At 61.2% G+C, this 25,790-nt stretch carries 27 protein-coding genes, 3 pseudogenes and 1 riboswitch; of the genes and pseudogenes, 17 read left to right on the top strand and 13 right to left on the bottom strand.

Features of this window, described 5'->3' with window-relative positions:
* Positions 1 to 144 precede the first annotated feature (144 nt).
* The 4 genes from N4R57_18395 to N4R57_18380 all read right to left on the bottom strand — a co-directional run bounded on the left by N4R57_18395 (position 145) and on the right by N4R57_18380 (position 4,853).
* Complete coding sequence (locus N4R57_18395; GenBank protein ID UYV36923.1) at positions 145 to 963, bottom strand: serine/threonine protein phosphatase; 819 nt, start codon at positions 961 to 963, stop codon at positions 145 to 147.
* 289 nt (positions 964 to 1,252) lie between these two features.
* Positions 1,253 to 1,762: a hypothetical protein gene (locus N4R57_18390; protein UYV36922.1), complete on the bottom strand. Its 510-nt coding sequence runs from the start codon at positions 1,760 to 1,762 to the stop codon at positions 1,253 to 1,255.
* A 250-nt stretch (positions 1,763 to 2,012) separates the two neighbouring features.
* Positions 2,013 to 3,608, bottom strand: a complete 1,596-nt coding sequence (serA, locus tag N4R57_18385) for a phosphoglycerate dehydrogenase (protein ID UYV36921.1) — start codon at positions 3,606 to 3,608, stop codon at positions 2,013 to 2,015.
* A gap of 99 nt (positions 3,609 to 3,707) precedes the next feature.
* Positions 3,708 to 4,853: a phosphoserine transaminase gene (locus N4R57_18380; protein ID UYV36920.1), complete on the bottom strand. Its 1,146-nt coding sequence runs from the start codon at positions 4,851 to 4,853 to the stop codon at positions 3,708 to 3,710.
* 158 nt (positions 4,854 to 5,011) lie between these two features.
* Between N4R57_18380 and serB the strand changes: the two genes are divergently transcribed.
* The gene (serB, locus tag N4R57_18375) at positions 5,012 to 5,887 is read left to right on the top strand and encodes a phosphoserine phosphatase SerB (GenBank protein ID UYV36919.1); all 876 of its coding nucleotides are present in this window, start codon (positions 5,012 to 5,014) and stop codon (positions 5,885 to 5,887) included.
* A 152-nt stretch (positions 5,888 to 6,039) separates the two neighbouring features.
* Complete coding sequence (locus N4R57_18370; GenBank protein ID UYV36918.1) at positions 6,040 to 6,870, top strand: 3-keto-5-aminohexanoate cleavage protein; 831 nt, start codon at positions 6,040 to 6,042, stop codon at positions 6,868 to 6,870.
* Positions 6,871 to 7,255: 385 nt separating this feature from the next.
* Here the strand turns inward: N4R57_18370 and N4R57_18365 are convergent, their stop codons facing one another.
* Both N4R57_18365 and rlmN read right to left on the bottom strand, forming a co-directional pair.
* Positions 7,256 to 7,486 (bottom strand): hypothetical protein, encoded by a 231-nt coding sequence (locus N4R57_18365; GenBank protein ID UYV36917.1) that lies wholly within the window; start codon positions 7,484 to 7,486, stop codon positions 7,256 to 7,258.
* Between the two features lie 229 nt (positions 7,487 to 7,715).
* Positions 7,716 to 8,902 (bottom strand): annotated as a pseudogene (gene rlmN, locus N4R57_18360) (23S rRNA (adenine(2503)-C(2))-methyltransferase RlmN).
* A 90-nt stretch (positions 8,903 to 8,992) separates the two neighbouring features.
* Here rlmN and N4R57_18355 point away from each other — a divergent pair.
* Positions 8,993 to 9,208 carry a hypothetical protein gene (locus tag N4R57_18355; protein UYV36916.1) on the top strand — a complete coding sequence of 72 codons (216 nt, stop codon included), beginning with the start codon at positions 8,993 to 8,995 and terminating at the stop codon, positions 9,206 to 9,208.
* A 27-nt stretch (positions 9,209 to 9,235) separates the two neighbouring features.
* Here N4R57_18355 and N4R57_18350 read toward each other — a convergent pair whose 3' ends face one another.
* The gene (locus tag N4R57_18350) at positions 9,236 to 9,724 is read right to left on the bottom strand and encodes an invasion associated locus B family protein (protein ID UYV39616.1); all 489 of its coding nucleotides are present in this window, start codon (positions 9,722 to 9,724) and stop codon (positions 9,236 to 9,238) included.
* 220 nt (positions 9,725 to 9,944) lie between these two features.
* On the opposite strand from N4R57_18350, the gene N4R57_18345 reads away from it, so the two are divergent.
* Entirely contained in the window at positions 9,945 to 10,937 is a 993-nt protein-coding gene (locus N4R57_18345) for an asparaginase (protein ID UYV36915.1), read from the top strand.
* 176 nt (positions 10,938 to 11,113) lie between these two features.
* Here the strand turns inward: N4R57_18345 and N4R57_18340 are convergent, their stop codons facing one another.
* Together N4R57_18340 and N4R57_18335 are read right to left on the bottom strand one after the other, a co-directional pair.
* Complete coding sequence (locus tag N4R57_18340; protein ID UYV36914.1) at positions 11,114 to 11,569, bottom strand: GNAT family N-acetyltransferase; 456 nt, start codon at positions 11,567 to 11,569, stop codon at positions 11,114 to 11,116.
* A 4-nt stretch (positions 11,570 to 11,573) separates the two neighbouring features.
* Entirely contained in the window at positions 11,574 to 12,185 is a 612-nt protein-coding gene (locus N4R57_18335) for a LysE family translocator (protein ID UYV36913.1), read from the bottom strand.
* A 338-nt stretch (positions 12,186 to 12,523) separates the two neighbouring features.
* Between N4R57_18335 and N4R57_18330 the strand changes: the two genes are divergently transcribed.
* Complete coding sequence (locus N4R57_18330) at positions 12,524 to 12,997, top strand: MOSC domain-containing protein (GenBank protein ID UYV36912.1); 474 nt, start codon at positions 12,524 to 12,526, stop codon at positions 12,995 to 12,997.
* A gap of 156 nt (positions 12,998 to 13,153) precedes the next feature.
* Here the strand turns inward: N4R57_18330 and N4R57_18325 are convergent, their stop codons facing one another.
* The 3 genes from N4R57_18325 to N4R57_18315 are packed head-to-tail and all read right to left on the bottom strand — an operon-like array spanning position 13,154 to position 14,295.
* Positions 13,154 to 13,468: a hypothetical protein gene (locus tag N4R57_18325; GenBank protein UYV36911.1), complete on the bottom strand. Its 315-nt coding sequence runs from the start codon at positions 13,466 to 13,468 to the stop codon at positions 13,154 to 13,156.
* Positions 13,469 to 13,480: 12 nt separating this feature from the next.
* Entirely contained in the window at positions 13,481 to 13,966 is a 486-nt protein-coding gene (locus N4R57_18320) for an SRPBCC domain-containing protein (protein UYV36910.1), read from the bottom strand.
* Positions 13,963 to 14,295 (bottom strand): metalloregulator ArsR/SmtB family transcription factor, encoded by a 333-nt coding sequence (locus N4R57_18315; GenBank protein ID UYV36909.1) that lies wholly within the window; start codon positions 14,293 to 14,295, stop codon positions 13,963 to 13,965. Before N4R57_18315 ends, N4R57_18320 begins: the two co-directional genes overlap by 4 nt.
* A gap of 120 nt (positions 14,296 to 14,415) precedes the next feature.
* Positions 14,416 to 14,693, top strand: a riboswitch (FMN riboswitch).
* Positions 14,694 to 14,778: 85 nt separating this feature from the next.
* Between N4R57_18315 and N4R57_18310 the strand changes: the two genes are divergently transcribed.
* On the top strand, positions 14,779 to 15,213 hold the full coding sequence (locus N4R57_18310; protein UYV36908.1) for a 6,7-dimethyl-8-ribityllumazine synthase: 435 nt from the start codon (positions 14,779 to 14,781) through the stop codon (positions 15,211 to 15,213).
* A 161-nt stretch (positions 15,214 to 15,374) separates the two neighbouring features.
* Here N4R57_18310 and N4R57_18305 read toward each other — a convergent pair whose 3' ends face one another.
* Complete coding sequence (locus N4R57_18305) at positions 15,375 to 16,217, bottom strand: TIGR00730 family Rossman fold protein (protein UYV36907.1); 843 nt, start codon at positions 16,215 to 16,217, stop codon at positions 15,375 to 15,377.
* A 79-nt stretch (positions 16,218 to 16,296) separates the two neighbouring features.
* Between N4R57_18305 and N4R57_18300 the strand changes: the two genes are divergently transcribed.
* From N4R57_18300 to msrQ, 11 genes and pseudogenes are all read left to right on the top strand, one after another.
* Positions 16,297 to 17,217: a threonine/serine dehydratase gene (locus N4R57_18300; protein UYV36906.1), complete on the top strand. Its 921-nt coding sequence runs from the start codon at positions 16,297 to 16,299 to the stop codon at positions 17,215 to 17,217.
* Positions 17,218 to 17,379: 162 nt separating this feature from the next.
* On the top strand, positions 17,380 to 18,072 hold the full coding sequence (locus N4R57_18295) for a hypothetical protein (protein UYV36905.1): 693 nt from the start codon (positions 17,380 to 17,382) through the stop codon (positions 18,070 to 18,072).
* A 183-nt stretch (positions 18,073 to 18,255) separates the two neighbouring features.
* A complete protein-coding gene (locus N4R57_18290; GenBank protein ID UYV36904.1) occupies positions 18,256 to 19,026 on the top strand; it encodes a DUF6478 family protein in 771 nt (256 codons plus the stop codon).
* A gap of 25 nt (positions 19,027 to 19,051) precedes the next feature.
* Positions 19,052 to 19,432, top strand: coding sequence for a hypothetical protein (locus tag N4R57_18285; GenBank protein ID UYV36903.1), 381 nt, complete (start codon positions 19,052 to 19,054; stop codon positions 19,430 to 19,432).
* 55 nt (positions 19,433 to 19,487) lie between these two features.
* Complete coding sequence (locus N4R57_18280; GenBank protein ID UYV36902.1) at positions 19,488 to 19,781, top strand: monooxygenase; 294 nt, start codon at positions 19,488 to 19,490, stop codon at positions 19,779 to 19,781.
* A gap of 218 nt (positions 19,782 to 19,999) precedes the next feature.
* Complete coding sequence (locus tag N4R57_18275) at positions 20,000 to 20,356, top strand: metalloregulator ArsR/SmtB family transcription factor (GenBank protein ID UYV36901.1); 357 nt, start codon at positions 20,000 to 20,002, stop codon at positions 20,354 to 20,356.
* Positions 20,357 to 20,366: 10 nt separating this feature from the next.
* Positions 20,367 to 21,011: pseudogene (gene arsH, locus N4R57_18270) on the top strand (arsenical resistance protein ArsH).
* A gap of 167 nt (positions 21,012 to 21,178) precedes the next feature.
* Complete coding sequence (locus tag N4R57_18265; GenBank protein ID UYV36900.1) at positions 21,179 to 21,556, top strand: DUF4175 domain-containing protein; 378 nt, start codon at positions 21,179 to 21,181, stop codon at positions 21,554 to 21,556.
* A gap of 99 nt (positions 21,557 to 21,655) precedes the next feature.
* Positions 21,656 to 23,685, top strand: a pseudogene (locus N4R57_18260) (NADPH-dependent 2,4-dienoyl-CoA reductase).
* 400 nt (positions 23,686 to 24,085) lie between these two features.
* A complete protein-coding gene (gene msrP, locus N4R57_18255; GenBank protein ID UYV36899.1) occupies positions 24,086 to 24,991 on the top strand; it encodes a protein-methionine-sulfoxide reductase catalytic subunit MsrP in 906 nt (301 codons plus the stop codon).
* Positions 24,991 to 25,620, top strand: coding sequence for a protein-methionine-sulfoxide reductase heme-binding subunit MsrQ (msrQ, locus tag N4R57_18250; GenBank protein ID UYV36898.1), 630 nt, complete (start codon positions 24,991 to 24,993; stop codon positions 25,618 to 25,620). Before msrP ends, msrQ begins: the two co-directional genes overlap by 1 nt.
* Positions 25,621 to 25,790: the final 170 nt, after the last annotated feature.

Raw genomic sequence — 25,790 nt, 5'->3', positions numbered from 1 at the left:
AAGGGGCGGTGGGTTTAGCAAATATCAAAATATTGCGCGGGGGGAGAGCGCCGGGGCGCTGCCCCGGACCCCGGGACATTTTCGGTCAGATGAAGGGGGGCGCCCATTTGCGTTAGGGGCGGTGTGCGTCAGGGCCCGTTTGCGTCAGGGCCCGTATGCGTCAAGGAAGGAGCGGGATGCGGCCAGTGTCGGTAAGGGCCAAGCGCGGGGCGGGGTGATCACGGCGGCGGTGAGCGGGCGGCCCCAGCCAGCGCCGCTATCGAGGTTGATGCGGTTGCCGTAGTGGCGCGGCATTTCCACGGCGGTATGGCCGTGGACGACGAGGTGGTCGAAGGGGTCGGAGTGCGACAGGAAGGGCTCGCGAATCCAGATCAGATCGTCATTGGATTGCGCGGCCAAGGCGACACCGGGGCGGATGCCTGCGTGGACAAAGAGCAGCGGGCCGACCGTATGATGGAACGGCAGGCTGGCGAGGAAGGTGCGGTGTGCTTCGGGGACAGCGGCGCGGGCGGCGGCGAGCAACTCGGGTCCGGTGAGGGACATGTCGACGCCGTAGGAGGCCAATGTCGCGCTGCCGCCGAGGGCTTTGTCAAACCACGGGCGGGCCGAGCGGATCAGCGGCGAGGTGGTTTGCCCGCTTGTGAGGTAGTCGAGAAAGAGCTGGTCATGATTGCCGCGCAGCACCGTCCAGTCGCGCCCTTGGTCGATGCCGGTGAGCAGCGTGTCGATCACGGCGCGGCTGTCGGGGCCGCGATCAACCAGATCGCCGAGGAAGACAACGGGGGCGGCGGTGCCGCCGTCGGCCTCGATCCGGGTGAGGGCGTCGAGCAACATCTCGTGCTGGCCGTGGATATCGCCGATGGCGTAGATCGGTTCGCTCATACCGGTGGAGTAGCGGATTGGCGGGGCCGAGGGAAGCGGGGCCGCGCGAAATAAAAACGCCGCCCCGGTGGCAGGAGCCATTCCGCACCGTAGGGCACGTGGCCTATCTGCCTGCTGACCGAGAGGATGGTAGGCTTTTTTATGCGCCCAGAAACTACCTGAGTTTGTCGCCATCAGGGGCGAACTGGCGGGAAGTTCGAACTTCCCGCAGCAAGCACACTTCCGAGAGTGAATACGAGGAACCCGAAAAAGGAACTGCCGAACAACTGCCTGTAGCCGTTTTGCCGATGCCGTGCAGTCAACGAATGTCTACCTGCGTCCGGAAGCACGGCCCAGATTGTCTTATTCAGGGTTTTGTTGACTGGGCGTTCTACTGATCGGACGTCAATGATTTTCCGCTGATCTTGCACGTTCCTTCATGACTGAATGCTTTTATTCCGCCGTAAATGATGTCGTGTCTCGTCATCGCTGCGCTTCCATCTGAGCGAATAGAGATTATCGTTGGGCCGAAAGCTTCTACCCATCCACCATAACGGCCGTTCTTTGTGTCCTCACCGGTGAATTTGGCTGTTGCTGGCGACATCAGGAAGTGGACCGTGTTCTGAGTAGTGTCGGTGAAGCCGTTCAGCACTCTCAGCCCCTTGTCATTTCCTGATGGTGTCAAACTCCGCGCGAGGTTCGCATCCCGATTCCATACTATGTCTAGGGCCAACTCTTCCTTATCGGGGGAATAGCCATCTCGTTTCAAGTTACTCAGATTGCATGCAAAATTCCAGATCTGATGGTTGTTGAACGGTTCGGCCTTCGCAGGCGCGATCCCTGCAAATAAGAACGATACCGCTAAAGCCGCTTTAGTGGACATGTTCAATATTCCGGCCATCTATCAGTTCCTATCAGCCTAGGTTGAAACCGACAGAGATTGCGACCCGCCGATATACGATGATGCTATCGAAAGCCGAGGTAGGTTCAAGTGGGGTGAACAGCAGCTCGGTCTGCATTGCCGACCAACGCACCTTACGGGTACTCCCACGGAAATCGGGCGACAGTTTCCTCCCGCCCGAGTCCTACAACTCGAAACGCCGCCCCGGTGGTAGGGGGCAGCGTTGGGTGGTTTTGCGGTGAACGCGGTGTCAGGCGATGTCGAATTCCAGCGGCTGGACCTGTTGGAACATGCCGGTGGCCTTGAGCTTGTCGAGGACATCGTCCGGAACCCGCGCATCGACATAGAGCAGCGCGATCGCATCGCCGCCCGCGTGATTGCGCCCGAGCGTGAAGTTGGCGATGTTGACGCCGTTTTCGCCCATCGTCTTGCCCAGCGTGCCGATGATGCCGGGCATGTCGTCGTTGGTGGTATAGAGCATGTGCTGGCCCACTTCGGCGTCGATGTTGATGCCTTTGATCTGGATAAAGCGGGGTTTGCCATCGGAGAACACGGTGCCGCCGATGGAGCGTTCGCGTTGATCCGTGACGACGGTGATCTTGATATACCCCTCAAACGCGCCGGATTTGTCCTGGCTCGTGGTGGAGATTTTCACGCCGCGTTCTTTGGCGATCACTGGCGCGGAGACCATGTTCACATCCGGGTTGGCGGTTTTCATGATGCCCGCCACGCCCGCGCAGTTGAGCGCGTCGAGGTTCATGGTCGAGGCGACGCCATCATAGAGGATGTTGATCGCCTTGATCGGTTCGTCGGTCAGCTGGCCAATGAAAGTGCCGAGGTGCCCGGCGAGTTTGATCCACGGGCCCATAACCTTGGCCTCTTCCGCAGTGACCGATGGCATGTTGAGCGCGTTTTCAACGGCGCCGGTGAGCAGGTAGTTCGACATCTGCTCGGCCACTTGCAGGGCGACGTTTTCCTGTGCTTCGGTTGTTGCCGCGCCAAGGTGGGGTGTGCAGACCACATTGGGCAGGCCGAAGAGCGGGTTTTCGGTGGCGGGTTCAACCGAGAACACATCGAAGGCCGCGCCAGCGACATGGCCGGATTTCAGCATATCGGCCAGCGCCTCTTCGTCGACCAGACCGCCACGGGCGCAGTTGATGATACGCACGCCGGGTTTGGTTTTGGCGAGGTTTTCGCGGCTGAGGATGTTGTTGGTCTGCTCGGTGAAGGGCACGTGCAGGGTGATGAAATCGGCGCGCGCCAGAAGGTCATCAAGCTCGACCTTTTCGACGCCCATCTTCGCGGCCTTTTCCTCGGACAGGAAGGGGTCATAGGCGGCGACTTTCATCTTGAGGCCACGGGCGCGGTCACAGACGATGCCACCGATGTTGCCCGCGCCGATCACGCCGAGGGTTTTATTGGTCAGCTCAACACCCATAAATTTGGACTTTTCCCATTTGCCCGCATGGGTGGAGGCCGATGCCTCGGGGATTTGGCGGGCGACGGCGAACATCATTGCGATGGCGTGTTCGGCGGTGGTGATCATGTTGCCGAAGGGTGTGTTCATGACGATCACGCCCTTTTTCGAGGCGGCGTCCTTGTCGATATTGTCGGTGCCGATCCCGGCGCGGGCGATGACCTTGAGGTTGTCGGCATTGGCGAGGATCTTCTCGGTCACCTTGGTGGCGGAGCGGATGGCGAGGCCGTCGTATTGGCCGATCACCTCGGCGAGCTTGTCTTTGTCCTTGCCAAGGGTGGGTTCGAAATCAACGTCGATGCCGCGATCGCGGAAGATCTGGACGGCGGTTTCGGAAAGTTTGTCGGATACGAGAACTTTGGGAGCCATGGGTTTGGTCCTTTGTGTGAAATGTCGGGGGAAGGCGGGGTGAAACCCCGCCCTACGGTGTTGGTGTAGGGTGGGGTTTCACCCCACCGTTGCCGATGCTCAGGCTTGCGCCGCGAGTTCGGCGTTGAACGCCCATTCGAGCCAAGGCAGGAACGCCGCCACATCGGAGGTTTCAACCGTGCCGCCGCACCAGATGCGAAGGCCAGCAGGCGCATCGCGGTAAGCACCGATATCGAGCGCGACGCCGGCGTCTTCCAGCCGTTTGGCCACGGCTTTGGCAAAAGCGGCGCCATCCGTGATGCGTGCGTCCGTGAACTTGAGGCATACGGAGGTGTTCGATGCGGTGGCCGGATCATTTGCCAGATTGGCAATCCAGTCGCGCGAGGCGGTGAAATCGGCGATGGTCTTTGCGTTGGCATCAGCGCGGGAGATCATGCCCTTGAGGCCGCCCACCGACCGCGCCCAATCGAGCGCGACGAGGTAGTCTTCGACCGCGAGCATGGAGGGCGTGTTGATCGTAGCCCCCGAGAAGATACCGTCGATCAGCTTGCCGCCTTTGGTCAGGCGGAAAATTTTCGGCATGGGCCACGCCGGTGTATAGCTTTCCAGCCGCTCCACCGCGCGCGGGCTGAGCACGATCATGCCGTGGGCTGCTTCGCCGCCGAGCACCTTTTGCCAGCTGAAGGTTGTGACGTCGAGTTTATCCCAAGGCAGGTCCATCGCGAAGGCCGCGGAGGTGGCGTCACAGATCGTCAGCCCGTCGCGGTTTGCGTCGATCCAGTCGCCATTGGGGACGCGCACGCCCGAGGTTGTGCCGTTCCATGTGAACACCACGTCATTGGCGAAATCGACCGAAGCGAGATCGGGCAGGTCGCCGTAATCGGCGGTTTTGATTGTCGCGTCGAGCTTGAGCTGTTTGGCCACATCGGTGACCCAGCCGGAGCCGAAGCTTTCCCATGCCAGCATTTCAACGCCGCGCGCGCCGAGCATCGACCACATCGCCATTTCCATAGCGCCGGTGTCAGATGCGGGCACGATGCCGATCTTGTAATCCGCCGGAATGCCGAGCACCTCACGGGTGCCTTCGATCGCGTCCTTGAGCTTGGTCTTGCCGACAGCGGCACGGTGCGAACGGCCAAGGGCGGCGTCCGACAGTTTGCTGAGCTCGAATGTGGGGATTTTGGCGCAAGGGCCAGAGGAAAAACGCGGGTTTGCCGGCCGCGTTGCCGGTTGTTCAATAGCCATGAATGCTATCCTTCCAGATAAGCGCCCCTCGTTGGGGAGGGGTGTCCCACGGGTGGACTTACGGAGGGTCGGGGTCTTTCGCAAGGCCCAAAATGTCGCTAGAGAGCAGGCAAGCGCCGGAAGTGAGCGGCGAGAGGCTATTATCGGAAACTTCGTCAATGAATATCGTCACGCTGTTAACTGCGCCGAGCGCGCGCAACCTTGATCCGGCGCTGGTTGAGGCGCTGCGGAATGCATGGGGCGGCGGCGAGGTGCGCTGGCTTGCCCCGGATGAGGCGGCGGAGTTTGGCGTGGGCGCGGTGCCGGGCAACCTCTGGGACGTTTGGGAAGATGTGCAGGGCTTGGGTGTGGACCTTGTGATCCAGCCCGAGGCGGGGCGCAGGAAGCGGATGCTGCTCGCGGATATGGACAGCACGATGATCGAGCAGGAATGCATCGACGAGCTTGCCGATGCGGCGGGCGTTGGTGAGCGCGTCAAGGAGATCACGGCGCGGGCGATGAACGGCGAGCTGGATTTTGAGGGCGCATTGATCGAGCGGGTTGGCCTGCTGGCCGGGCTGGACGCGGGGATCGTTGATCAGGTTCTGGCCGAGCGCATCACCCTGATGCCGGGGGGGCGCGAGTTGGTGGCAACGATGCGGGCGGAGGGCGCTTATGCGGCGCTTGTTTCCGGCGGGTTCACCGCGTTTACCGGCAAGGTCGCTGGGATGCTGGGATTTGACGAGAACCGCGCGAATACGCTGGAGATCGAGGGCGGCAAGCTGTCCGGTGACGTTGGGCGGCCGATTTTGGGGCGCGAGGCCAAGGTGCGCGCGTTGGAGGAGATCACCGCGCGGTTGGGCATTGGCGAGGGTGAGGTCATAGCCGTGGGTGACGGGGCGAATGACCTTGGGATGCTGGGGCGTGCCGGGGCGGGTGTTGCGCTTCATGCCAAGCCGAGCGTGGCGGCGGAATGTGATCTGCGGGTGAATTTCGGCGACCTAACGGCGTTGCTCTATTTGCAGGGCTATGCGCGGGATGAATTCGTAACCTGAGGGCGCGTCGGTCTGCGAGGGGTTGCCGCGCCGGGCGGAGGCTGGTTCTATCTGTCGAAAGGCTGCGCTTTGGGTGTGAGGGCGGAGCGAGGGGCGCTGCCCCTCGCGCTCCCCGGGATATTTGCGGTCAGATGAAGGAACGGGAGTGAGAGATGGGCAAGCCTTGTATTATTTGCGTGGCGATCACCGGAAGTGTGCCGACGAAGGCGGATAATCCGGCGGTTCCGATCACGGTTGAGGAGCAGGTCGAAAGCACGCAGGCGGCGTTTGAGGCGGGGGCGAGCATTGCGCATTGCCATGTGCGCAATGACGACGGCAGCGTGAGTTCGGACCCGGAGCGGTTTGCCCGCCTCAAGGAAGGCTTGGAGCGGCATTGCCCGGGCATGATTGTCCAGTTCTCGACCGGTGGACGGTCGGGCGCGGGGGCGGCGCGGGGCGGGATGTTGCCGTTGCGCCCGGATATGGCGAGCCTGTCTGTCGGGTCGAACAACTTTCCGACGCGGGTTTATGAAAACGCACCTGATTTGGTGGCGTGGCTGGCTGGTGAAATGACCACCTATGACGTGGTGCCAGAGATCGAGGCGTTCGATCTGAGCCATATTCATCAGGCGGTAAAGATGAGTCGCGAGGGGCGTTTGCCGGGTAAGCTTTATGTGCAGTTTGTCATGGGGGTGAAAAACGCCATGCCCGCCGACAAGGATGTGTTTGATTATTATGTGAAGACCATGGAGCGGTTGGCCCCAGAGGCGGAATGGTGTGCCGCGGGGATCGGGCGGCATCAGATTGAGGTCAACGAATGGGCGATTGCAGCGGGCGGTCATACCCGCGCCGGGCTGGAGGATAACATCCGGCTGGATCGCGACAGGCTCGCGCCCAGTAACGCCGCATTGGTTGAGCGGGCGGTTAAGCTTTGCGAGGCATATGAGCGCCCGGTGGCGAGCGTGGCCGAGGCGCGAAAAATACTGGGGTTGCGTGCCGTTTGATCGCAGGCGCGCATCAGCTTACCAAGCCGTGCAATGCTTATGGGCCGAGCATTTGTTTCTTGGTTAGATGCTCGATGCGCTGCGTTGCGAAATACGCAGTTTTTGTTCGTTGAGCGACCGCTCTGTTACCTGCGGGGGCCGAGCGGAGTGAGGCCCCCCCGCGACGCCTTCAGGCGGCGCAACCCAGTTAAACAGATGACGCCGTCAGGCGGCGCAACCTAATTAAAACAGATGACGCCGGCAGGCGGCGCAACCTAGTTGAAACGGATGACGCCGTCGGGCCGCGCAACCCAATCAAAACGGGCGACGCCGTCAGGCGGCGCAAACCGTCAGGCCGGCGACCCCCATGCGGTGATGGAACGCTGCGCCCATCACTGGCGATCGCTCAGGCGGCGTAGCGCGGGTTGTAAACGGGTTTTGGCGCAGGCAGGGCGCAGATGTCATCGCCTTTCAAAAGCGAGGTCACGATCTGGCCTTCGGCGCAGTCGCGGATGGCAAAGCCATAGCCGCGCAGGCGGAATTTCCATTCGCGTTCAGAGAGCGACATATCGCGTTCACGCAGAACAATGTCACAAACTTTGCTTGTCATGTCGGCATCAATTGCGTCGTGTTTCATGTACTCGGTCCTTAATGGCAATCGTATTGTTGATGAAACCAACATGAATACCCGTCAGGGCGAATGTTTGTCCTGAAATGGGAAATATTGGGCGCGATGGGGCACAGTTGGCCGGAATTCAGCCGCAATTTCCCAAGCTGCCATATCGCATCAGGACACCGGGCGCGCACCGGAAAAGGCGCGCGTCCGGCCCCGCGCAGAACGGCGGAAAAGCGTTGTGGTATTGGTGTTAGAGGCCGGTTTCCGCAGCGATCTGGGCGCGGGATTTACGGGCGCGTTCGGTGGCTGATTTCAGCTGACCACAGGCGGCCATGATGTCCTCTCCCCGTGGTTTGCGGATGGGCGAGGCGTAGCCGGCTTTGTAGATAATTTCCGAAAAGCTTTCGATCGCGCCCAATCGGAGCGTTCATAGGGCGAGCCGGGCCATTCGTTGAACGGGATCAGGTTGATCTTGGCAGGGATCCCTTTGATCAGCCGCACGAGGCGGCGGGCGTCTTCATCTGTGTCGTTCACGTCTTTGAGCATTACGTATTCAAAGGTGATCCGCTCGGAGTTGGACACTTTGGGATAGCTGCGCAGCGCGTCGAGCAATTCGGCTAGCGGCCAGCGTTTGTTGATCGGCACAAGGCGGTTGCGCACGTCGTCGGTGGTGGCGTGGAACGAAATGGCGAGCTGGCAGCCGATCTCTTCGGCGGTGCGGGCTATTTCGGGCACGACGCCGGAGGTTGAAAGCGTGATGCGACGCCGCGAGAGCGAGATGCCTTCGGGGTCCATGGCGATTTTCATCGCCGATTTGACCTGATCGAAATTATAGAGCGGCTCGCCCATGCCCATCAGGACGATGTTGGACAGCAGGCGCGGGCGCGCGGCAGAGCTTTCGCCGGGGATCGGCCATTCATCGAGGTCATCGCGCGCGACCATGACCTGACCAATGATTTCACCCGCGGTCAGGTTGCGCACCAGTTTCTGGGTGCCGGTATGGCAAAAGGAACAGGTGAGGGTGCAGCCGACCTGCGAAGAAATGCAGAGCGTGCCGCGGTCTTCCTCGGGGATATAGACCACTTCGACCTCATGACCGCCAGCGATGCGGACAAGGTATTTGCGGGTGCCATCGGTTGAGACCTGTTTCGAGATCACCTCGGGCACGGCGATCACGAAATGCTCGGCCAGCTCGGCGCGGTAGGGTTTGGCGAGGTTTGTCATCTCGCCAAAATCGCGACAGCCCTTTTGATAAATCCACTGCCAGAGCTGCCCGGTGCGCATTTTCGCCTGTTTCTCGGGCGTGCCATGTTCGATCAGCGTATCGCGCAGCTGCTCACGGGTGAGGCCGACGAGGTTACGCTTGCCATCCTCGCGCTTGGGCACAGCGCGGGGGACGGTTTTGACGTCCGGTGTGACGGGTTGTTGATCGGTCATGGCGGTGTTTCCTTGGCGCGCGCGTACAGGGGCAGAGATGCGCCTATATAGGGGATTCGGGGGCGTTTGCAAAAGGGGGCGGGTTAAGGCATGGGCCCGGCCCGGAACGAGAGGTCAGCCCGCCCGTTGCCGACCGGCGATTTTGCCAAAGGCGCTCTCGGCCTTGAGGGGGCGCTGCGCCCGCCCGTTTTGGCGGGCTGGCGCTTTGATGGTCGCGGCTTGATTGCGGCGGCGCGATGCGCAGGCGTGGCGATCATGGCGCGAGGCACACTCGCCAACCACCATCGTTGGGCGCGCCAGCCCTAGGGGCAGACGCTGACCCGGATTAGCGCGTTACTTGCAGCGTTTCTCGGCGTCGGCCACTGCGGCGGTGAAACCGGAGAGCGAGAACGTGTCTTTGGTCTGCGTGCCACGGCCAGAGCGCGCCGTCAGCACGGCGCTTGAGCCGCGCTTCAGCGCTGTGAGGATCTTGCGGTCATCCTCGGGCGAGGCGGGCCACGCCCATTCGCCTTCGGTAAACAGCTCAAACGTATTGCCGTCGATATCGACATTCACGGTCGAACCGGACGCAAAGGGATAGCCGCCCGTAAAGCTGATCTGACCCGCGACACCCGCATCGGGGCGGAAGAACGCCATCAACAGGATGTCAGAGCGTTTCACAGCGACAACGCGCCCGCCCTTGGTGTTGACTGTTTCCTTGGGCGACGACACGGCCCAGCATTCGCGCGGGTTCTTGTCTTCGAACACCGACCAGTCGGTTTTGGCGGCGACCTGATTGGTGCTCGCCTGTTGTGCAAATACGGGTGTTCCGGCCAGCACCATAAGGGTTCCAGCCAGTCCTAGCGCACGTCCTAATACCATTCTTACAGCCTCCAGCTGTCTACATGCCTCAATCATTCGCCACTGTCCCGCGGCCTTCGCGGGCCTTTTTGGCGGAGAACGGGCGACATTTCCACTCGACATTGCAACAATAGCCTGAAATCTGCCACTGACGAAAGGGCAATTGGCGGATTTCCGCGGAAACGTGAAGGGAGCGCGAGAGATGGTTGAACCGGTCGAGATGGCGCAGATGTGGCGCGGAGATTTCCTTGAATGCCGACACATGGGGCATGCGGTGATTTGTGATGCCTCGGGGGCGGTGGTCAAGGCCTGGGGTGATCCGGGGCTAACGGTGTTGCCGCGCTCGTCTTCGAAGATGTTGCAGGCGTTGCCCTTGGTTGAGAGCGGCGCGGCGGATGCGGCGGGCCTTGGCTCGGAGCATCTGGCGTTGTCTTGTGCGTCGCATAATGGCGCGACGATCCATGTGGAACGGGTGCGCGCGTGGCTTGAGGCGCGGGGATTGAGCGACGATGACCTGCGCTGTGGCGGGCATATCCCGCGCGACAAGGAGCAGGAAAAGTGCATTATCTGCGGCACCGGCACGCCCGATCAGGCACATAACAATTGTTCCGGCAAGCACGCAGGTTTCCTGACATTGGGTCAGCATCTGGGCGCGGGGCCAGAGTATCTTGAGCTGGATCATCCGGTGCAAAGGGCGGTTCTGGAGGCCTTTGAGGATATGACCGGAGAGACCAGCCCCGGCTTTGGCATCGACGGCTGTTCGGCGCCGAATTTCGCCTGTTCGCTGAGCGGAATGGCGCGGGCGATGGCGCGGTTTGCCAGCATGGACGAGAGCAGCGCGCGCGGGCGTGCCGCGAAGCGGTTGCGCGAGGCGATGTGGACGCATCCCGAATTGGTGGCCGGAGAGGGGCGCGCCTGTACCGAGTTGATGCGGGCCATGGGCGGCGGCGTTGCCCTGAAAACCGGGGCAGAGGCGTTTTTCGTCGCGATCCTGCCAGAGCAAGGCTTGGGCGTGGCGCTCAAAATGGTGGACGGGCAGACCCGCGGCGCAGAGAGCGCGATCGCGTCGATCCTTGTGGAGTTGGGTGTTCTGGACCCTGCGCATCCCGCCGCGCAGCAGTTTCTGAATGCGCCGTTGGTGAATTGCAACGGGATACGCGCAGCAGAGGTGCGGCCCGGCGCGGCGTTTGCCTGAGCTTTGAGGGGGTGCCAGACCGCCGGTGCCAGACGTTAGAATTGCGGTTAAATCGCAGCCGGATCGCGCCGGAAAGATACAATGTTGTCGGTCAGGTGGCGTGCGGCGAAGGGCCGGTTTGAGGCCAACTTGACTGGTGCTGCGCGGCGCACGAATGACAGCTTTCGAGAATTTACTTAGCTATTCTTCTTTACAAACTGGGTCATGCCAGCGCCGAGACGATCTGTGGGGCGGGCTTGAAACCCGAAGTGTTCATAAAAGGGCTCTTTTCCATCCGCAGCCATTAGACCAATGGTGGCACCGTCAGTCGCACGCTCCTGTAGGCGTTCCATCAGGAGGCTCATTATCTTTTGGCCGATCCTGTGTCCGCGCCAATCTGAACTGACGATGACATCTTGAATGTAGAAGTATAGTACACCATCGCCTACAACACGGGCGAAACCGACAAGCTCTTCGCCGGACCGACATGTTAGGTCGAGAACGCTCGCGTCCAGGGCCGCTTGGGCTGTATCCTTTCCAATTTCTCCCCAACCACAATCCGCGCGGAACTTGATGAATTCCATTGGCGATGGTGGCTCGAATTTGAATGTCAGAGAAGCGATTTGTTTGTTGACTATGCCTTCAAGCGCCATGCGATTACCTCGAAGCTATGACGCCCGCAGCGCCGCCGAGGGCAGTTGCGCCTACACGGTTCGCAACCCGGATCGCCTTCGGCGTTTTCAGAAACGAGCGAGCGTGGTGTGCCAATGCAATCCAAAAGAGGTCGACCGCAGCCAAACTTCCAACAGTGACTACCGCAATAATCGCCCAAAGGCCGAAACTCGGTTGGGTCAGGTCAATCAGTGACGGCAAGAGTGCGAGATAAAAGACCATAATTTTCGGATTGCCCAAAGTCAGCGCAAACCCGGCAAAGAACATAGACCCCGCCGATTGCCGCTTAGGCAACGAACTCTCGTCAGTGTTTACAGGTTCGGTCCACATCTTCCAGGCCAAGTAAATCAGATAGGCCACTCCCAGGTACTTCAGGATTAGAAACGCCCCATGAAATGTTTCGGCCAATGCTGAAAGGCCCGCCATAGCCAACGACAACCAGATGATTTCTCCGATCCACATCGCGGCTACAAAGGGCGCAACATCAGCCCAGCCACGCGAAATCACGCGTGAGACAAGGGAGGCAATAGAGGGGCCGGGGGTTCCTGCGTTCAGAATAAGGGCGGCAGCGAAAACAGCTAAGGCAAATGGTTCCATACAGCGAGTCCTACAGCACTTTTTATCTGACCGGTAGCTGCTGCTGCATTACGCCAGCGGACATTGGTTCAGATGTACTCAACGGCAGAAAAGTCCGCAGTGCTGCCGCTCACTTTCCGATTTCGCGTTGATTTCTTGTGCCGCCGCAGCGAATGGCAGCAAGGAGCCGGGATTGACGGCGCCACATAGGGCGGCGCCAGGCCATGGGGCGGTCGGGCGCTGGCCGGCGGCGCTGTGCGCGGTGACTCCGGGCGTTGGCGAGTTTGCTGCACCTTGTGCGTTTACAGCTGATCTATAAGGTTCCGATGAACAGCAAGAAATGACGCAGAGGGTTTCACATGTGGCACGGCAAACTGTTGCATATTCATACAACGCCAGCCGTAAGGCAGCCCATGATAGCGCAGCAGTCGGCGCAATTGATAAAGGGCGTGGGTGTCGAAGGGGACCGCTATGCTTTGGGAACAGGAAAATACTCGGCTTTTCCGGACATTCGAGACGTAACGCTGATCGAGATTGAGACGCTTATAGCGTTAAGGCGGGATCACGACGTTGACCTTGCGCCAGAAGAACACCGCAGGAACCTTACCACAGAGAATGTGCCGCTGAACCATCTTGTCGGCAAGCGGTTCTGGGTTGGGACGGTCCTGTTGGAGGGCGGGCGTCTGAACACGCCTTGTCGGTATTTGGACTTGGTGACGGGGAAGTCAGTCAACGATATTTTGATACATCGTTCAGGGTTGAATTGCTCGATCGTTCAAGGCGGAGAAATCAGCGTTGGCGACGGCATCAGGCCCGAAAATACCGAGATCTGATCCGTGGGCTGGGGGCCGCTTTGTCCCGTATTCCCGAGCTTGCCTTGACCGGCACTCTCGCCCGGTGAGCGGCATGATGCTAGGCCCGTTGGGCGGCCCCCCCCCGCCCGGCGACGGGCCGGGAGGGGGTGTTGCTGTTCGCAAAAGCAGGTGGGGTCACATTTCGATGATCTCGGCCACTTCAACGCTGCCGCTGCCATCCAGCACCATCGGGTTTTGGGCGGCGATGGCGCAGGCGGCGTCGATCGTGTCGGCGCGCAGGATCGTATAGCCGCTGACCGGGTTGGCGCCGCCGTTATCGGCCACGCCCGAGGGGCTTACGGTTTTGGACATGCCGACCGGGTTGCCGGGATTGATGAGCGCCGGGCCGTTGTCCTCCATCCATTTGCCCCAAGCGGCCATGGCGGCGTCGATGTCGGCCTGCGTATCGGGCTGTTTGCCACCGTGATAGATCAAGAGAAAATCGGGCATGGGAAGGCTCCTTTATTGGGGGTTTGTTGCAAGGAAGGCATCGAGGCAAAGCAGGGTCGAGAGCCAGCCTTTGGTGTGGCTTTGCGCGGCGTCCATATCGGGCAGGTCGCGGTGGGAGAGGCGCAGGCGGGCGCGGTTGTCTTGGGTTTCGCTGACTTCGAACATGACGTGGCTTTCGTGGGTGCGCTGGCCGTTGGCGTCATGCCAAGCCCAAGTGAGCCCGACCGAGCCTTGGCCATTGTTGGGTGGTCGGACATGGGTGATTTGCCCCGAAACGATGAAGTGATCGCCGCTTTCGCGCCCGACCATATCGCAGTGCCACGGCCCGGTGCGGGTGAAATCGAGGCTGCACTCATGTAGGTCGACGCCTTCGGGGCCGAACCATTGCACCAGTTGGGCCGGATCGGTGATGGCCAGCCAGAGCCGGTCGAGCGCGACGGGATAGTCGCGAATGAACTCAAGCGCCGTGTCGGTTGTGAGCGTGTCGGGTGCGGTCATTTGATGTCTCCCTTTGGGTCGGTGGCGAGCAGGCTGTCGAGCTTGTTGAGGCTGGCGTCCCAGAAGCTGCGGTGGTCGATGGTCCAGCGCGAAATGCGGGCCATCGCCTCGCGGTTCACGCGATAAAAGCGGTGGGTGCCAGCGATGCGTTGTTCGACGATGCCCGCCTCGCGCAGCACCTTGAGGTGGCGCGATATGGCCGGGGCCGAGATTGGCGCGGTATCCGCGAGCGCGCCGGCGGGTAGTTCGCCCTCGGCCATGAGGCGTTCGACCATGGCGAGGCGGGTGTCATCGGCCAGAGCGGCGAAGGTTTGGGTGAGCTGTGTCATGCCATATTGTATAGGCGATTCGTTAATTAATGCAAGGGTTAATTAAAGAAGGGAGTTGGCGGTGCAAGGTTCGCGACGCTGGGTCCGGCTTGTCCTGCTTTGGCGGATGGGGCATGGTTGCAGTGTTCTCAGGGCGGGGTGAAATTCCCCACCGGCGGTAAGCCGTGGTGGTGCAGGTGCAGCGTTTCGGTAAGCCCGCTAGCGGCTTTGGCGTTAGCGTTTTTACGGGCCGAAAAGTGGGGACCGGTTTTCGGGTTGAGCTGTGGAACCAGTGTCTCCATGGGCCGAAAAGTGGGAACCGGTTTTCGGATCGACCCGTGGAACCAGTGTCAAAGTGTCAAGCAGACCCGGTGTGAGTCCGGGGCCGACGGTCATAGTCCGGATGGAAGAGAGCGCACGGCTTATGTCGCGGGGCAGCCCTCCGTGCCTTTTGTCGTCGTTTGATGCTCTGGGGCAGGTGTCGATGACGAAAGGAGATCAAACATGACACAAGCCCTTTATGCCTTTATCAAGGCCAACTGGCACAAGGATATCGTGGATCAGGCATTGGCCGGGTTCACCGAGGTGATACCGCGCGCGCAGGTCGAGGTGTTCGACGTGCCGGGCGCGTTTGAAATGCCGCTTCTGGCGCGTGATCTGGCGGTGTCGGGGCGGTTTGCCGCTGTGGCGGCGGCAGCGCTGGTGGTGGACGGCGGGATATACCGGCACGATTTTGTTGCGCAGGCGGTTGTCGACGGGTTGATGCGTGCCGGGATGGACAGCGGTGTGCCGGTGTTGAGCGTGTCGCTAACCCCGCATCAGTTTCAGGAAAGCGCGCATCACAAGGCGATCTACGCCGCGCATTTCGTTGAAAAGGGCCGCGAAGCAGCGCGGGCCGCGTTGATGATTGGCCGGACGCGGGCGGCGTTAGCGGCCTGATCTGCGTGAGATTAAGCGTCCAACCGCAAGGGTTGTGAGCGGCCGGGCGAATTCTTGCGAAGAATTCGGTCAAAAATTCTTCGAGAATTTTTGGTGCGGGGCGGTTGCGGTGGTGCCTTTTTCCGCGACGGAAAAAAGGCCGGAATTCGCGACGAATTCCGTTAGCGGCCCGGTATTTCGTCACGCGGCGGGGCGGGGTCGAAATTTTCGATCACCTCCATCGCCTCTTGGGCGGTTTCGACAAAGTGGAACAGGTCGAGGTCCTCGGCCGAGATTGTGCCAGCATCCGAGAGCGCCTCCCAGTTGATGATCTTTTCCCAGAAGGCGCGACCAAACAGCAGGAACGGCACGCGCTTCATCCGCCCCGTTTGGATCAGTGTCAGGGATTCAAACATCTCGTCCAGCGTGCCAAATCCGCCGGGGAACACACAGATTGCCCGCGCGCGCATCAGGAAATGCATCTTGCGGATCGCGAAATAGTGGAAGTTGAAGCACAGGTCCGGTGTCACATATTCGTTCGGTGCCTGTTCGTGGGGCAGCACGATGTTGAGCCCGATCGAGCTTCCGCCGGCGTCGTCGGCACCGCGATTGCCCGCTTCCATCACGCCGGGGCCGCCGCCGGTGCAGACGACGTATTCCTTGCCATAGCTCTCCATGGATTTCACTGTCATCTGGCGAGCGAACTCACGCGCGACGTCATAGAATTTTGACAGTTCGGCGAGAGTTTCTGTGCGGGCGGTCTCTTTCTTGGCCGGTTCGGGGATACGCGCGCCGCCGAACAGGACGATGGTGCTTTCGATGCCGCGTTCGTCCAGCACCATTTGCGGTTTTAGCAGTTCCAGTTGCAGCCGCACCGGGCGCAATTCATCGCGGCACAGAAATTCGTCATCGGCAAAAGCCAAGCGATAGGCCGGCGCGCGGGTTTGCGGTGTGTCGGGCACATGGGTGGCGGTGTTGCGGTCGCTATGCGCGTCGCGGAACGGGCTGTGGCGGTCATCGGTCATTTGGCATCAATCCCTGCTTGAAGGTTTTCCCAAGGCCTATAGGGTTCGCGCCGATATGGCCAGTCAGGGGAGCCTTGAGATGGATTGGAAAGCAGAGATTGCGGCGGCAGGATCACGCATCAAGGGGCATGTGGTGCAGACCCCGGTGATGCGGGTCAACGGCTTTGGCCTTGGTCAAGAGATCGAGATGAAGCTGGAGCAGGTCCAGCACACCGGCACCTTCAAGGCGCGCGGTGCCTTCAACACTTTGCTGAGCGGGCCGGTGCCGCAGGCGGGTTTGGTGGCCGCGTCGGGCGGCAACCACGGCGCAGCGGTGGCGTTTGCCGCACATGCGCTGGGCCATGACGCGCATATTTTCGTACCCGAAATGGCCGGGCCATCCAAGATCGCCTTGATCGAGGGCTGCGGTGCGCGGTTGAGCGTTGTGAAGGGCGAATATGCCAACGCGCTGGCCGAGGCGGAAACCTATGAAGAGGCCAGCGGCGCGATGCAGATCCACGCCTATGACGCGCCAGCCACGGTCGCCGGGCAGGGCACCTGCATGGCCGAATGGGAGGCGCAGGGGCTGGCCGCCGACACGGTGTTGATCGCGGTTGGCGGAGGCGGGTTGATCGGCGGCGCCTTGGGCTGGCTGCAAGGCGCGCGCAAGGTGGTGGCGGTCGAGCCGGCCACCTCCTGTGCGCTGCATGCGGCGTTGGAGGCGGGCAAGCCCGTCGATGTTGAGGTCTCGGGCGTGGCGGCCAATGCGTTGGGCGCCCGGCGGATTGGCGAAATCTGTTACGGGCTGGCCGAAGCGCATCTGGGAGAATCGGTGCTGGTTTCGGACAATGCGATCACGGCGGCGCAGGTCGCGCTTTGGCGCGAGCGCCGTCAATTGGTCGAGCCCGCGGGCGCGACCGCCCTTGCCGCATTGATGAGCGGCGCTTATCGCGCCGCCCCCGGCGAGCGGGTTGCTGTGTTGGTCTGTGGCGGCAATATTGCGCCCGATCCGATGGTGTGATTTGACGCCGTGCGCGGTGTTTTCGCCGCGCGGCATCGGTCAAGGCACGGGAAACGCAGTGTTTCCGGGCCATTGCGCATCTTGTGCGTTAGGGTGCGCTTGCCGTAAGGCTGTTGCGGTGAGTTCTGGCGGGAGGGCCGGGCATTGAGGAACCTTTGGGAAATGCGTAGCGCGCTGCGTGCGGGGCTGGCGGCTGTGTCGCTGATGGCTCTGTCGGGCTGTCTGAGCGAGGCACAGCTGAGCGAGCTTGGCTTGCGCAGCAGCAAAACCGTCACCCAAAGTGCGGGCGGAGCGCAAGCCGTGCCGGAGCGCCCCAAGGTGGTCCCCCTCAAGCAAGCCTCATTGGCCGGTGGCAAGGTGGTCGTGCGCGGGCCGCGCGGCTATTGCGTTGATCCCGCCACCTTGCGGCGCGGATTTACCGGCGGCTTCGCCTTGATTGCCGCGTGCAACACCATTTCGGGAGAGCTGTCGGGTGCGGATGTCGAGCCGGTGGTGATGACGGTTCAGGTGCAGCCAAGCCTGAGCAAACGCGAGGCGCCGCTTGCCGCGAGCCTTGCCGCGGCTTTGGCGCCGGCACAGCCGATCGAGACAATCGACGGCGATGGTGTGACCTTGGTGCATATGGCCGGGGGCGGCAACAAGGGCTTGCCCAAGGGCGATCCCAAGCATTGGCGCGGCGCGATGATGGTCAACGGCTATCTTGTCGGTTTCGCGGTTTACGCCCCCAAGGGCAGCGCATTGGCCGGGGCAGGGGGCAAACGGTTGATCCTTGCGCTGGCCGAAAATCTACGCGATGCAAGCCCGGTAAAGAGTTATGCGCCACAGGCGATTGCAGCGAAGCCCAAGAAACAGTGAAATCGACGGCACAAAGAACCCCATGATACGGTGAAACACCGGGGTCATGGCCGGTTGTGTGGGGCGAAACCGTGGTCAATCACCTGCCTGTTTCGCTTTTTTATACAATGAGTCCTTTTCGTTAACACTGTTTCCGGTAAAACTGCGCCGGGATGAGATCATCGTATAGGTAGCCGGACGGGTATGGCGAAAATAACGGGCATAATTCGCGAGCTGATCTTTAAGGCATCGCTGCGTCGATGGTCGCGTGCGGCGCGCCATGCGCAGGAGGCCGCGCTGCCGCAACTGCGGGCTGATCGGCAGCGCGCGCGGCGCTTGAAAGCGCATCTCGACAAGCTGATCCATATTTCGGAGAGCCGGTTGGCCCTGCCGATGATCGGGTCGAGCGCCTTTGCCAAGCCGTTCGACGCCGATTGGGATTGGCGGCCGCAATTGTGGCGCGGGCCATTGCCGGTGCCGGGCATGTCGTCGGTCGCCAACAAGAGCATGCTGGGCAATGAGGTGACGCTGTTCCATGATTGCCAACGCTCGGAATTGACTCTGCGCCAGATCCGCAATCTGCGGGAGGCGGATTTGGCACCCTTCGGGCTGAGGCTTGATGTGTTCAACTTTGACGGCTCGTTTCTGTCGCTGGTGGTGGATATGCCCGAAGAAGCGGTGCGCGGGTTGAAGCGGCGGCATCTGCTGCGCGTCGATACGATTGTCGAAATGGAAAAGCCGCTGGAGATTTTCGTGCGGCTGAACATCAAGCACGGGCCGAACACCGAACAAATCGTGCGCGAGCTGCCGCTGGGATCCGAAGAGGTGATGGTGGAATTCGACCTCGCCTATAGCAAGCTGAACGAGAAGCGGATCGAGAAGATGTGGCTGGACCTTATCTTTGAGGGGCCGCAGATGAATCAGGTCACGCTGCGCGATCTGACCTTTAGCCGCAGGCCGCGCGCCGAGCTGTAAGTGCGGGCAGGTGTAGGAGAGTAAGATGAGCGATTTGAGCGTCACCAAGACCCGGATGAAAGACGGCATATGGGAAGCGGTATTGCACCGCCCCAAGGAGGACGAGCACGCCGAGCTGCCGAAAATCGAGGTGACGCTGGACACCACGCCGATTGACGGGGTCGAGGTCACGGCCAATCAGGACGGCGCCTATATCTTGCGGGTGCCGGTGCCCAAGGAGGCGATTGGCGACGGGGTTCAGACCTTTTTGGTCAAGGACGGCGAAAGCGGTGATTTGCTGGAGCGGTTCGCGGTGATCGCGGGCGAGGCCGTGGAAGGCGATCTGCGGGCCGAGATTGATCTGTTGCGGGCCGAGTTGGATATGCTGAAAAAAGCGTTTCGCCGGCATTGTCTTGAGACGATGTAGTTTGTTGTGAGCCGGTAAGAGGGCGTGTTTGGCACGAATACAGGGGTGACGGCGGATGATTACAGAGATCGTCACGTTTGATTTGCCACCGGGCGCGCCCCGCGACGAGATCATTGCCAAGTTCGAGCTTACCGTGCCGCGATGGCAGGCCAATGACGCTTTGGTGCGCAAGTATTACCTTTATGATGGCGAGGCGGGGATTGTCGGGGGTGTTTACCTGTGGCCAAGCCGGGCAGACGCCGAGGCCGCACATGATGCAGCGTGGTGCGCTATGGCCGAAGAGCTATATGGCTGCCGCCCGAGGTTTCAGTATTTCGACACGCCGTTGATCGTGGACAACAGCGGGTAGGATTGGCGGCCGGGTTTGAGGTGGGGGCGGTCGGTATTGTTGTGCCCCTCTGGCGCGTCACACATAGGTATAAGCGGGGGCCCGACAGGTTTGATGCGCACCTTTGGTGCGACACACACAGGCTAGAGTGGGGGCCAGCCCCCACACCCCCGGAGTATTTACAGCAAGATGAAGGGTGGGGGTTGCGTGTTGGGCTATATATCCATATTTCGTGAAGTATGGATATGATTCATGCATTAGATGGGTTTTCCGCTTTGTCGCAAGAGACTCGCCTGCGGGTGTTTCGTCTTTTGATCAAGGCGGGGCAGGGTGGCATGGCCGCGGGCGAGATGGCCGAGGCGTTGGAGGTTCGGCAGAACACCTTGTCGGCGAACCTGTCTGTGCTGTTGCAAGCCGGGTTGGTGCGCAACCAGAGAGAAGGGCGTTCGATACGGTATTTTGCCGATGCGGAGGGGCTGAGCGCATTGCTGACCTTTCTGTTGGAAGAATGTTGCGGCGGGCGCCCGGAGCTGTGCGCGCCATTGATTGAAACGATAGCATGTGGATGTGAAGGGGCCGAAAATGGCGAGTGTTGATGCGGGTGATATGCCCAATCTGGTGGCAGGGGCGCTTGGCCCGGTTGCGGCGGATGAGTTGCTGGCGCAGACGCCAATGCCGCATCGTCCGCGCATCTTGTTGCTGAACGGGTCACTTCGGCCACGGTCGTTCAGCCGGTTGGTGAATGAAGAGGCGGCGCGGATATTGCAGGCGCTGGGCGCGCAGACGCGGGTGTTTTCGGCCAGCGGATTGCCGTTGCCCGATGACGCCGCGCCGGACCATCCCAAGGTGGCGGAACTGCGCGAGGCGGTGACGTGGAGTGAGGGCATGGTGTGGTGTTCGCCGGAGCGGCACGGCGCGATGACCGGGATCATGAAGGCGCAGATCGACTGGATACCGCTCTCTCTTGGTGCGGTGCGCCCGACGCAGGGCAAGACATTGGCGGTGATGCAGGTGAGCGGGGGTTCGCAAAGCTTTAACGCGGTGAACCAGATGCGCATTTTGGGGCGGTGGATGCGGATGATCACCATTCCGAACCAATCCTCTGTCGCCAAGGCGTTTCTGGAGTTTGATGGCAGTGACCGGATGAAGCCGTCACCGTTCTATGACCGGATCGTGGATGTGATGGAGGAGTTGGTGAAGTTCACCGTATTGACGCGGGGCGTGTCGGATCAGCTGACCGACCGGTATTCCGAGCGCAAGGAGAGCGGTCGGGCGTTGATTGACCGGGTAAATTCCAAGCGGGCCGGGTAGCGGGCAGTGCTTTCGGGTGGGGCTTGCGGGCGGGCCGGTTGGGGGGTGTCGCTTGTGGCGGCTCTGGCGGTTTGTCCGTCCGGTGTCGCTTTGCTAGCTTCGCATCCATGATGATCTACAGCGTATTGCCCTATCTCTATTATGTCGCCTGTGCGGGCGCGATCGGGTTTCAATTTGCGCTGATCTTTGGCGCGCCGTGGGGCAGGATCACCCAAGGGGGCCGCCACGCGGGGGCCTTGCCTGTCTCTGGCCGGATCGCGGCGGGTGTTTCGGTGTTCATTTTGCTCGCCATGGTATTTTCAATCATATCAGCCGCCGGTTGGTGGCCGCATTGGCCGGTTTGGGCAAGCTGGCTCGCGCTGGCTGTTCAGGCGCTATCGACCTTGGCGAACTGGATCACGCCGTCACGGGCGGAACGGATTTTGTGGGGGCCGATAACATTGGTGATGCTGCTTGTGGCGGGGTCGATCGTTTTCGCGGCCTGAGGACTTGGCGTCATGCCGGAGCATTGACGCAAGGTTGAGGGGTGACAAGTCCGTTGCATTCGGTTGAGGTAACGTCAGCCAAACGGGAGGAGCCATCCAATGTCGTCAGAATATCCGCATCTTCTTGCCCCGCTCGATCTGGGGTTCACCACGCTCAAGAATCGCGTGCTTATGGGGTCGATGCACACCGGACTTGAGGAGCGGGGCGACTGGAACCGCGTGGCAGAGTATTACGCGGCGCGCGCGCGCGCGGTGTTGGCCTTATGGTGACGGGCGGGATCGCCCCCAACGCCGAGGGCGGCGTCGCCCCCGGAGCGGCCGGGCTTTATACCCCCGAAGATATTGCCAACCACAAGAGCGTCACCGACCGCGTCCATGACGCCGGTGGCAAGATCGCGATGCAGATCCTTCATGCCGGGCGCTATGCCTATAGCCCCGAATGCGTCAGCGCCTCGCCGGTGAAATCGCCGATCTCTCCCTTTCCGCCCAAAGAGCTGGACGAGGCAGGGATCGAGAAGCAGATCGCCGATTTCGCCACCACCGCCAAACGCGCCCAAGAGGCGGGCTATGACGGGGTCGAGGTGATGGGTTCGGAGGGGTATTTCCTCAACCAGTTTCTTGTCACCCATGTGAACAAGCGGACCGACCGCTGGGGCGGGTCTTATGAAAACCGGATGCGTCTGCCGATTGAGGTGGTCAAACGTGTGCGCGACGCCGTTGGCCCTGAGTTTATCATCATCTACCGGCTGAGCATGATCGACCTTGTGCCCAATGGCTCGACCTTTGAAGAGGTGGTGCAGCTGGCGCAGGAGATCGAAAAGGCCGGTGCGACGATCATCAATACCGGCATCGGCTGGCACGAGGCGCGCATTCCGACGATTGCCACCAGCGTGCCGCGGGCGGCGTTTTCATGGGTGACGAAGAAGCTGATGGGCAAGGTGGGCATCCCGCTGATCACCTCGAACCGGATCAACACGCCGGGCGTCGCCGAAGAGGTTCTGTCGGACGGATGCGCCGATATGGTCAGCATGGCGCGCCCCTTTCTGGCCGATGCTGATTTCGTCGCCAAGGCGGCGGCGGGCAAAGCCGGAGAGATCGCGCCGTGCATCGGCTGCAATCAGGCCTGCCTTGACCATACGTTCGGCGGCAAGATTTCCTCTTGCCTTGTCAATCCGCGCGCCTGTTTTGAGACCGAGATCGTGATCGAACCTGCGGTTGAGAAAAAGAGCATTGCCGTGGTGGGCGCAGGCCCCGCGGGCCTGTCTGTCGCTATGACAGCGGCCGAGCGCGGGCATGCCGTCACGCTCTTTGACAAGGCGGAAGAGATCGGCGGGCAGTTGAACATGGCCAAGAAGATCCCCGGCAAGGAGGAGTTCTATGGTCTCGTTGACTGGTTCGCCACGATGGTTGCCAAACACGGCGTCACCCTGCGGCTTGGCACCGAAGCCAGCGCCGATGATCTGAGCGGCTTTGACGAGGTGATCGTTGCGACCGGCGTGTTGCCCCGCGATCCCGGGATCGACGGGCAGGACCGCGCCAATGTGCTCTCTTATGTCGACCTGCTGCGCGGCGGCGCGGAAACCGGCAAGCGTGTTGCGGTGATCGGTGCGGGCGGTATCGGCTTTGATGTTTCCGAATACCTTGTGCATGAGGGCGAGAGCCCGACCGAGAACCTTGAGCTTTGGCGCGCGGAATGGGGTGTGGGCGATCCGTCCGAAACCCGTGGCGGTTTGGCTCCGGCTGGCCCGCAACCGCACCCGGCTGCGCGGGACGTGACGCTGATGCAGCGCAAGGCCAAGGCGCTTGGCAAGGGCTTGGGCAAAACCACCGGCTGGATCCACCGCGCTGCGCTTAAGATGAAAGAGGTCGAAATGGTCGGCGGCGTGAACTACGAAAAGATCGACGATGCCGGCCTCCACATCAGCTATGGCGAGGCGCGCGAGAACCCGACGGTGATCGCCTGTGATAACGTCATCCTCTGCGCGGGTCAGGTCAGCGAACGCTCGCTTGCGGATGCGCTGATCGAGCGGGGCATCACCCCGCATGTGATCGGCGGCGCGGACGTCGCAGCCGAGCTCGACGCCAAGCGCGCGATTGACCAAGGCACCCGCCTCGGCGCTACGCTCTGAGCGGGCCCTATATATAATGTAACGCCAATCGGGCCGGAGCCGCATAAAGCTCCGGCCCTTTTTCGTGCGCCGAGGTGTCTTTCATTGCAAAAACACCCCGCTGCACGCCGCCCGCTCCACGCGCAGCGATGGGTATCAGAACCGGGGCGTTGCTGCTCGCTGGGCCGAGCGGAGCGAGGCCCCCGCGACGCGCGAAGCGCGGCGCAATTCCTTCAAACCGGGTGACGCGCGAAGCGCGGCGCAACCCCTTCCAACCGGGTGACGCACGCGGCGCACTCGCCGCCGCACAAGTCTGAAATGTTACGGATCCCCAACGCCAACGTGAAATGAGTTTGTTTGGAGAAAACGCACCGCAGCGCTACCTCTGTACCGACACATACTTATAGTAGGCAAAGCACCCATGGCATATCGTTGGAAAAACACCCTCACCCGGAATGACGTCACCCCAGAGGCCATGTGGCTGAACCGGCGGGGCGTTCTGGCGGGGATGGGGGCGATTGGCATGGCCGGGGTTGCTGGTGGTGCTGCAGCGGCGACCGAAGAGTTGGTGCCCAACACCTATGAGCACATCACCAGCTATAACAACTTTTATGAGTTCGGCTGGGACAAGACCGATCCGGCGAAATACGCAGGCGCGCTGACCACGGACCCATGGCAGATCACCATCGACGGGATGGTGGAGCGTCCCGGCTCCTTTGATCTGAAAGAGATCCTTGCCGCGATGACCATCGAAGAGCGCATCTATCGCTTCCGCTGTGTCGAGGCGTGGTCGATGGTGGTGCCGTGGAACGGCTTTGAGCTGGCTGATCTGCTGAATTGGGCAGGTGTCAAAGAGGGCGCGAAATATGTCGCCTTTGAAACCCTGCACCGTCCCGAAGAAATGCCGGGGCAAAAATCGGGCGGCATCGACTGGCCCTACCGCGAAGGGCTGCGCCTTGATGAGGCGTTGCATCCGCTGACCCTGATGGCGACCGGGCTTTATGGCAAACCCATGCCCAACCAGAACGGCGCGCCGATCCGGCTTGTGGTGCCGTGGAAGTATGGCTTCAAGTCGATCAAGTCGATCGTCAAGATCACCCTGACCGACAGCATGCCGCAAACCACATGGAACATGTTGCAACCGAGCGAATACGGCTTCTATGCCAATGTGAACCCTGACGTGGACCATCCGCGTTGGAGCCAAGGCCGCGAGCGGGTGATCGGCGGCGGTTTGTTTGCCAAGAAAATCCCGACGCCCAAGTTCAACGGCTACGCCCAAGATGTCGCCGCGCTTTATGACGGAATGGACCTGGCGGTGAACTACTGATGAGCGCGCTGGTCGCCAAATTGAACGCAGGCGCGCGGCGGGTGCCGACGTGGCTCATATATATGGGTGGCGTCGCGCATATCGTCTGGCTGTTCTATCTCGCCCAGAGCGGCGCGCTTGGGGCCGAGCCGATCAACGCGCTGGAACGCGTGTTGGGCGAGACCGGATTGAAGCTATTGATTGCGGGTCTGGCGATCACCCCGTTGCTCAAGCGCACGCGGCTCAATCTGGTGCGGTTCCGCCGGGCGCTTGGCCTGACGGCGTTCCTCTATGTCTTTATGCATCTCACGGTCTGGCTTGTGCTCGATGTCTCGCTGCTGTCCGAGATATCGAAAGAGATCCTGCGCCGTCCTTATATAACCGTCGGCATGGCCGGGTTCGTGGCGCTGGTTCCTTTGGCGCTGACCTCGAACAGCTGGTCGATCCGCCGGTTGGGCGGGGCAGGGTGGCGCAAGCTCCATAAGCTCACCTATCTGGCGGTTCTGCTGGGCGGGGTGCATTTCGTGATGATCGGCAAGACGTGGCAGGCCGAGTCGCTCACCTATATGGCGGTGATTGCCGTGTTGCTGCTCTTGCGGCTGCCATTGGCCAAGCCGCGCCGCCGACAAGACAGCCGGATCGGCGCGTAAAAGAGGTGACTCGCCCCGAAAAGGGCGATTCACCGGGTTTCGGCCCAAACGATTCACCCGCTGCACAGTGAATCACCAGCTCTCCCCCTCTTTGCGTAAGAAAACGACAGGCGATTCACCGTGGTGACCCGGTGAATCGGGGTGAATCGGGGGGTGAGCGAAGTTTTTTC

It is taken from the genome of Rhodobacteraceae bacterium D3-12, assembly GCA_025916135.1.
Lineage (GTDB): Bacteria > Pseudomonadota > Alphaproteobacteria > Rhodobacterales > Rhodobacteraceae > JAKGBX01.
This window is presented reverse-complemented; position numbering and strand designations above follow the sequence as displayed.

Coding starts and splice junctions, on each gene's coding strand:
- N4R57_18395 (UYV36923.1), bottom strand. CDS start 963: ATGGCTCCTGCCACCGGGGCGGCGTTTTTATTTCGCGCGGCCCCGCTT.
- N4R57_18390 (UYV36922.1), bottom strand. CDS start 1,762: ATGGCCGGAATATTGAACATGTCCACTAAAGCGGCTTTAGCGGTATCG.
- serA (UYV36921.1), bottom strand. CDS start 3,608: ATGGCTCCCAAAGTTCTCGTATCCGACAAACTTTCCGAAACCGCCGTC.
- N4R57_18380 (UYV36920.1), bottom strand. CDS start 4,853: ATGGCTATTGAACAACCGGCAACGCGGCCGGCAAACCCGCGTTTTTCC.
- serB (UYV36919.1), top strand. CDS start 5,012: ATGAATATCGTCACGCTGTTAACTGCGCCGAGCGCGCGCAACCTTGAT.
- N4R57_18370 (UYV36918.1), top strand. CDS start 6,040: ATGGGCAAGCCTTGTATTATTTGCGTGGCGATCACCGGAAGTGTGCCG.
- N4R57_18365 (UYV36917.1), bottom strand. CDS start 7,486: ATGAAACACGACGCAATTGATGCCGACATGACAAGCAAAGTTTGTGAC.
- N4R57_18355 (UYV36916.1), top strand. CDS start 8,993: ATGGGCCCGGCCCGGAACGAGAGGTCAGCCCGCCCGTTGCCGACCGGC.
- N4R57_18350 (UYV39616.1), bottom strand. CDS start 9,724: ATGGTGCTGGCCGGAACACCCGTATTTGCACAACAGGCGAGCACCAAT.
- N4R57_18345 (UYV36915.1), top strand. CDS start 9,945: ATGGTTGAACCGGTCGAGATGGCGCAGATGTGGCGCGGAGATTTCCTT.
- N4R57_18340 (UYV36914.1), bottom strand. CDS start 11,569: ATGGCGCTTGAAGGCATAGTCAACAAACAAATCGCTTCTCTGACATTC.
- N4R57_18335 (UYV36913.1), bottom strand. CDS start 12,185: ATGGAACCATTTGCCTTAGCTGTTTTCGCTGCCGCCCTTATTCTGAAC.
- N4R57_18330 (UYV36912.1), top strand. CDS start 12,524: ATGTGGCACGGCAAACTGTTGCATATTCATACAACGCCAGCCGTAAGG.
- N4R57_18325 (UYV36911.1), bottom strand. CDS start 13,468: ATGCCCGATTTTCTCTTGATCTATCACGGTGGCAAACAGCCCGATACG.
- N4R57_18320 (UYV36910.1), bottom strand. CDS start 13,966: ATGACCGCACCCGACACGCTCACAACCGACACGGCGCTTGAGTTCATT.
- N4R57_18315 (UYV36909.1), bottom strand. CDS start 14,295: ATGACACAGCTCACCCAAACCTTCGCCGCTCTGGCCGATGACACCCGC.
- N4R57_18310 (UYV36908.1), top strand. CDS start 14,779: ATGACACAAGCCCTTTATGCCTTTATCAAGGCCAACTGGCACAAGGAT.
- N4R57_18305 (UYV36907.1), bottom strand. CDS start 16,217: ATGACCGATGACCGCCACAGCCCGTTCCGCGACGCGCATAGCGACCGC.
- N4R57_18300 (UYV36906.1), top strand. CDS start 16,297: ATGGATTGGAAAGCAGAGATTGCGGCGGCAGGATCACGCATCAAGGGG.
- N4R57_18295 (UYV36905.1), top strand. CDS start 17,380: ATGCGTAGCGCGCTGCGTGCGGGGCTGGCGGCTGTGTCGCTGATGGCT.
- N4R57_18290 (UYV36904.1), top strand. CDS start 18,256: ATGGCGAAAATAACGGGCATAATTCGCGAGCTGATCTTTAAGGCATCG.
- N4R57_18285 (UYV36903.1), top strand. CDS start 19,052: ATGAGCGATTTGAGCGTCACCAAGACCCGGATGAAAGACGGCATATGG.
- N4R57_18280 (UYV36902.1), top strand. CDS start 19,488: ATGATTACAGAGATCGTCACGTTTGATTTGCCACCGGGCGCGCCCCGC.
- N4R57_18275 (UYV36901.1), top strand. CDS start 20,000: ATGGATATGATTCATGCATTAGATGGGTTTTCCGCTTTGTCGCAAGAG.
- N4R57_18265 (UYV36900.1), top strand. CDS start 21,179: ATGATGATCTACAGCGTATTGCCCTATCTCTATTATGTCGCCTGTGCG.
- msrP (UYV36899.1), top strand. CDS start 24,086: ATGGCATATCGTTGGAAAAACACCCTCACCCGGAATGACGTCACCCCA.
- msrQ (UYV36898.1), top strand. CDS start 24,991: ATGAGCGCGCTGGTCGCCAAATTGAACGCAGGCGCGCGGCGGGTGCCG.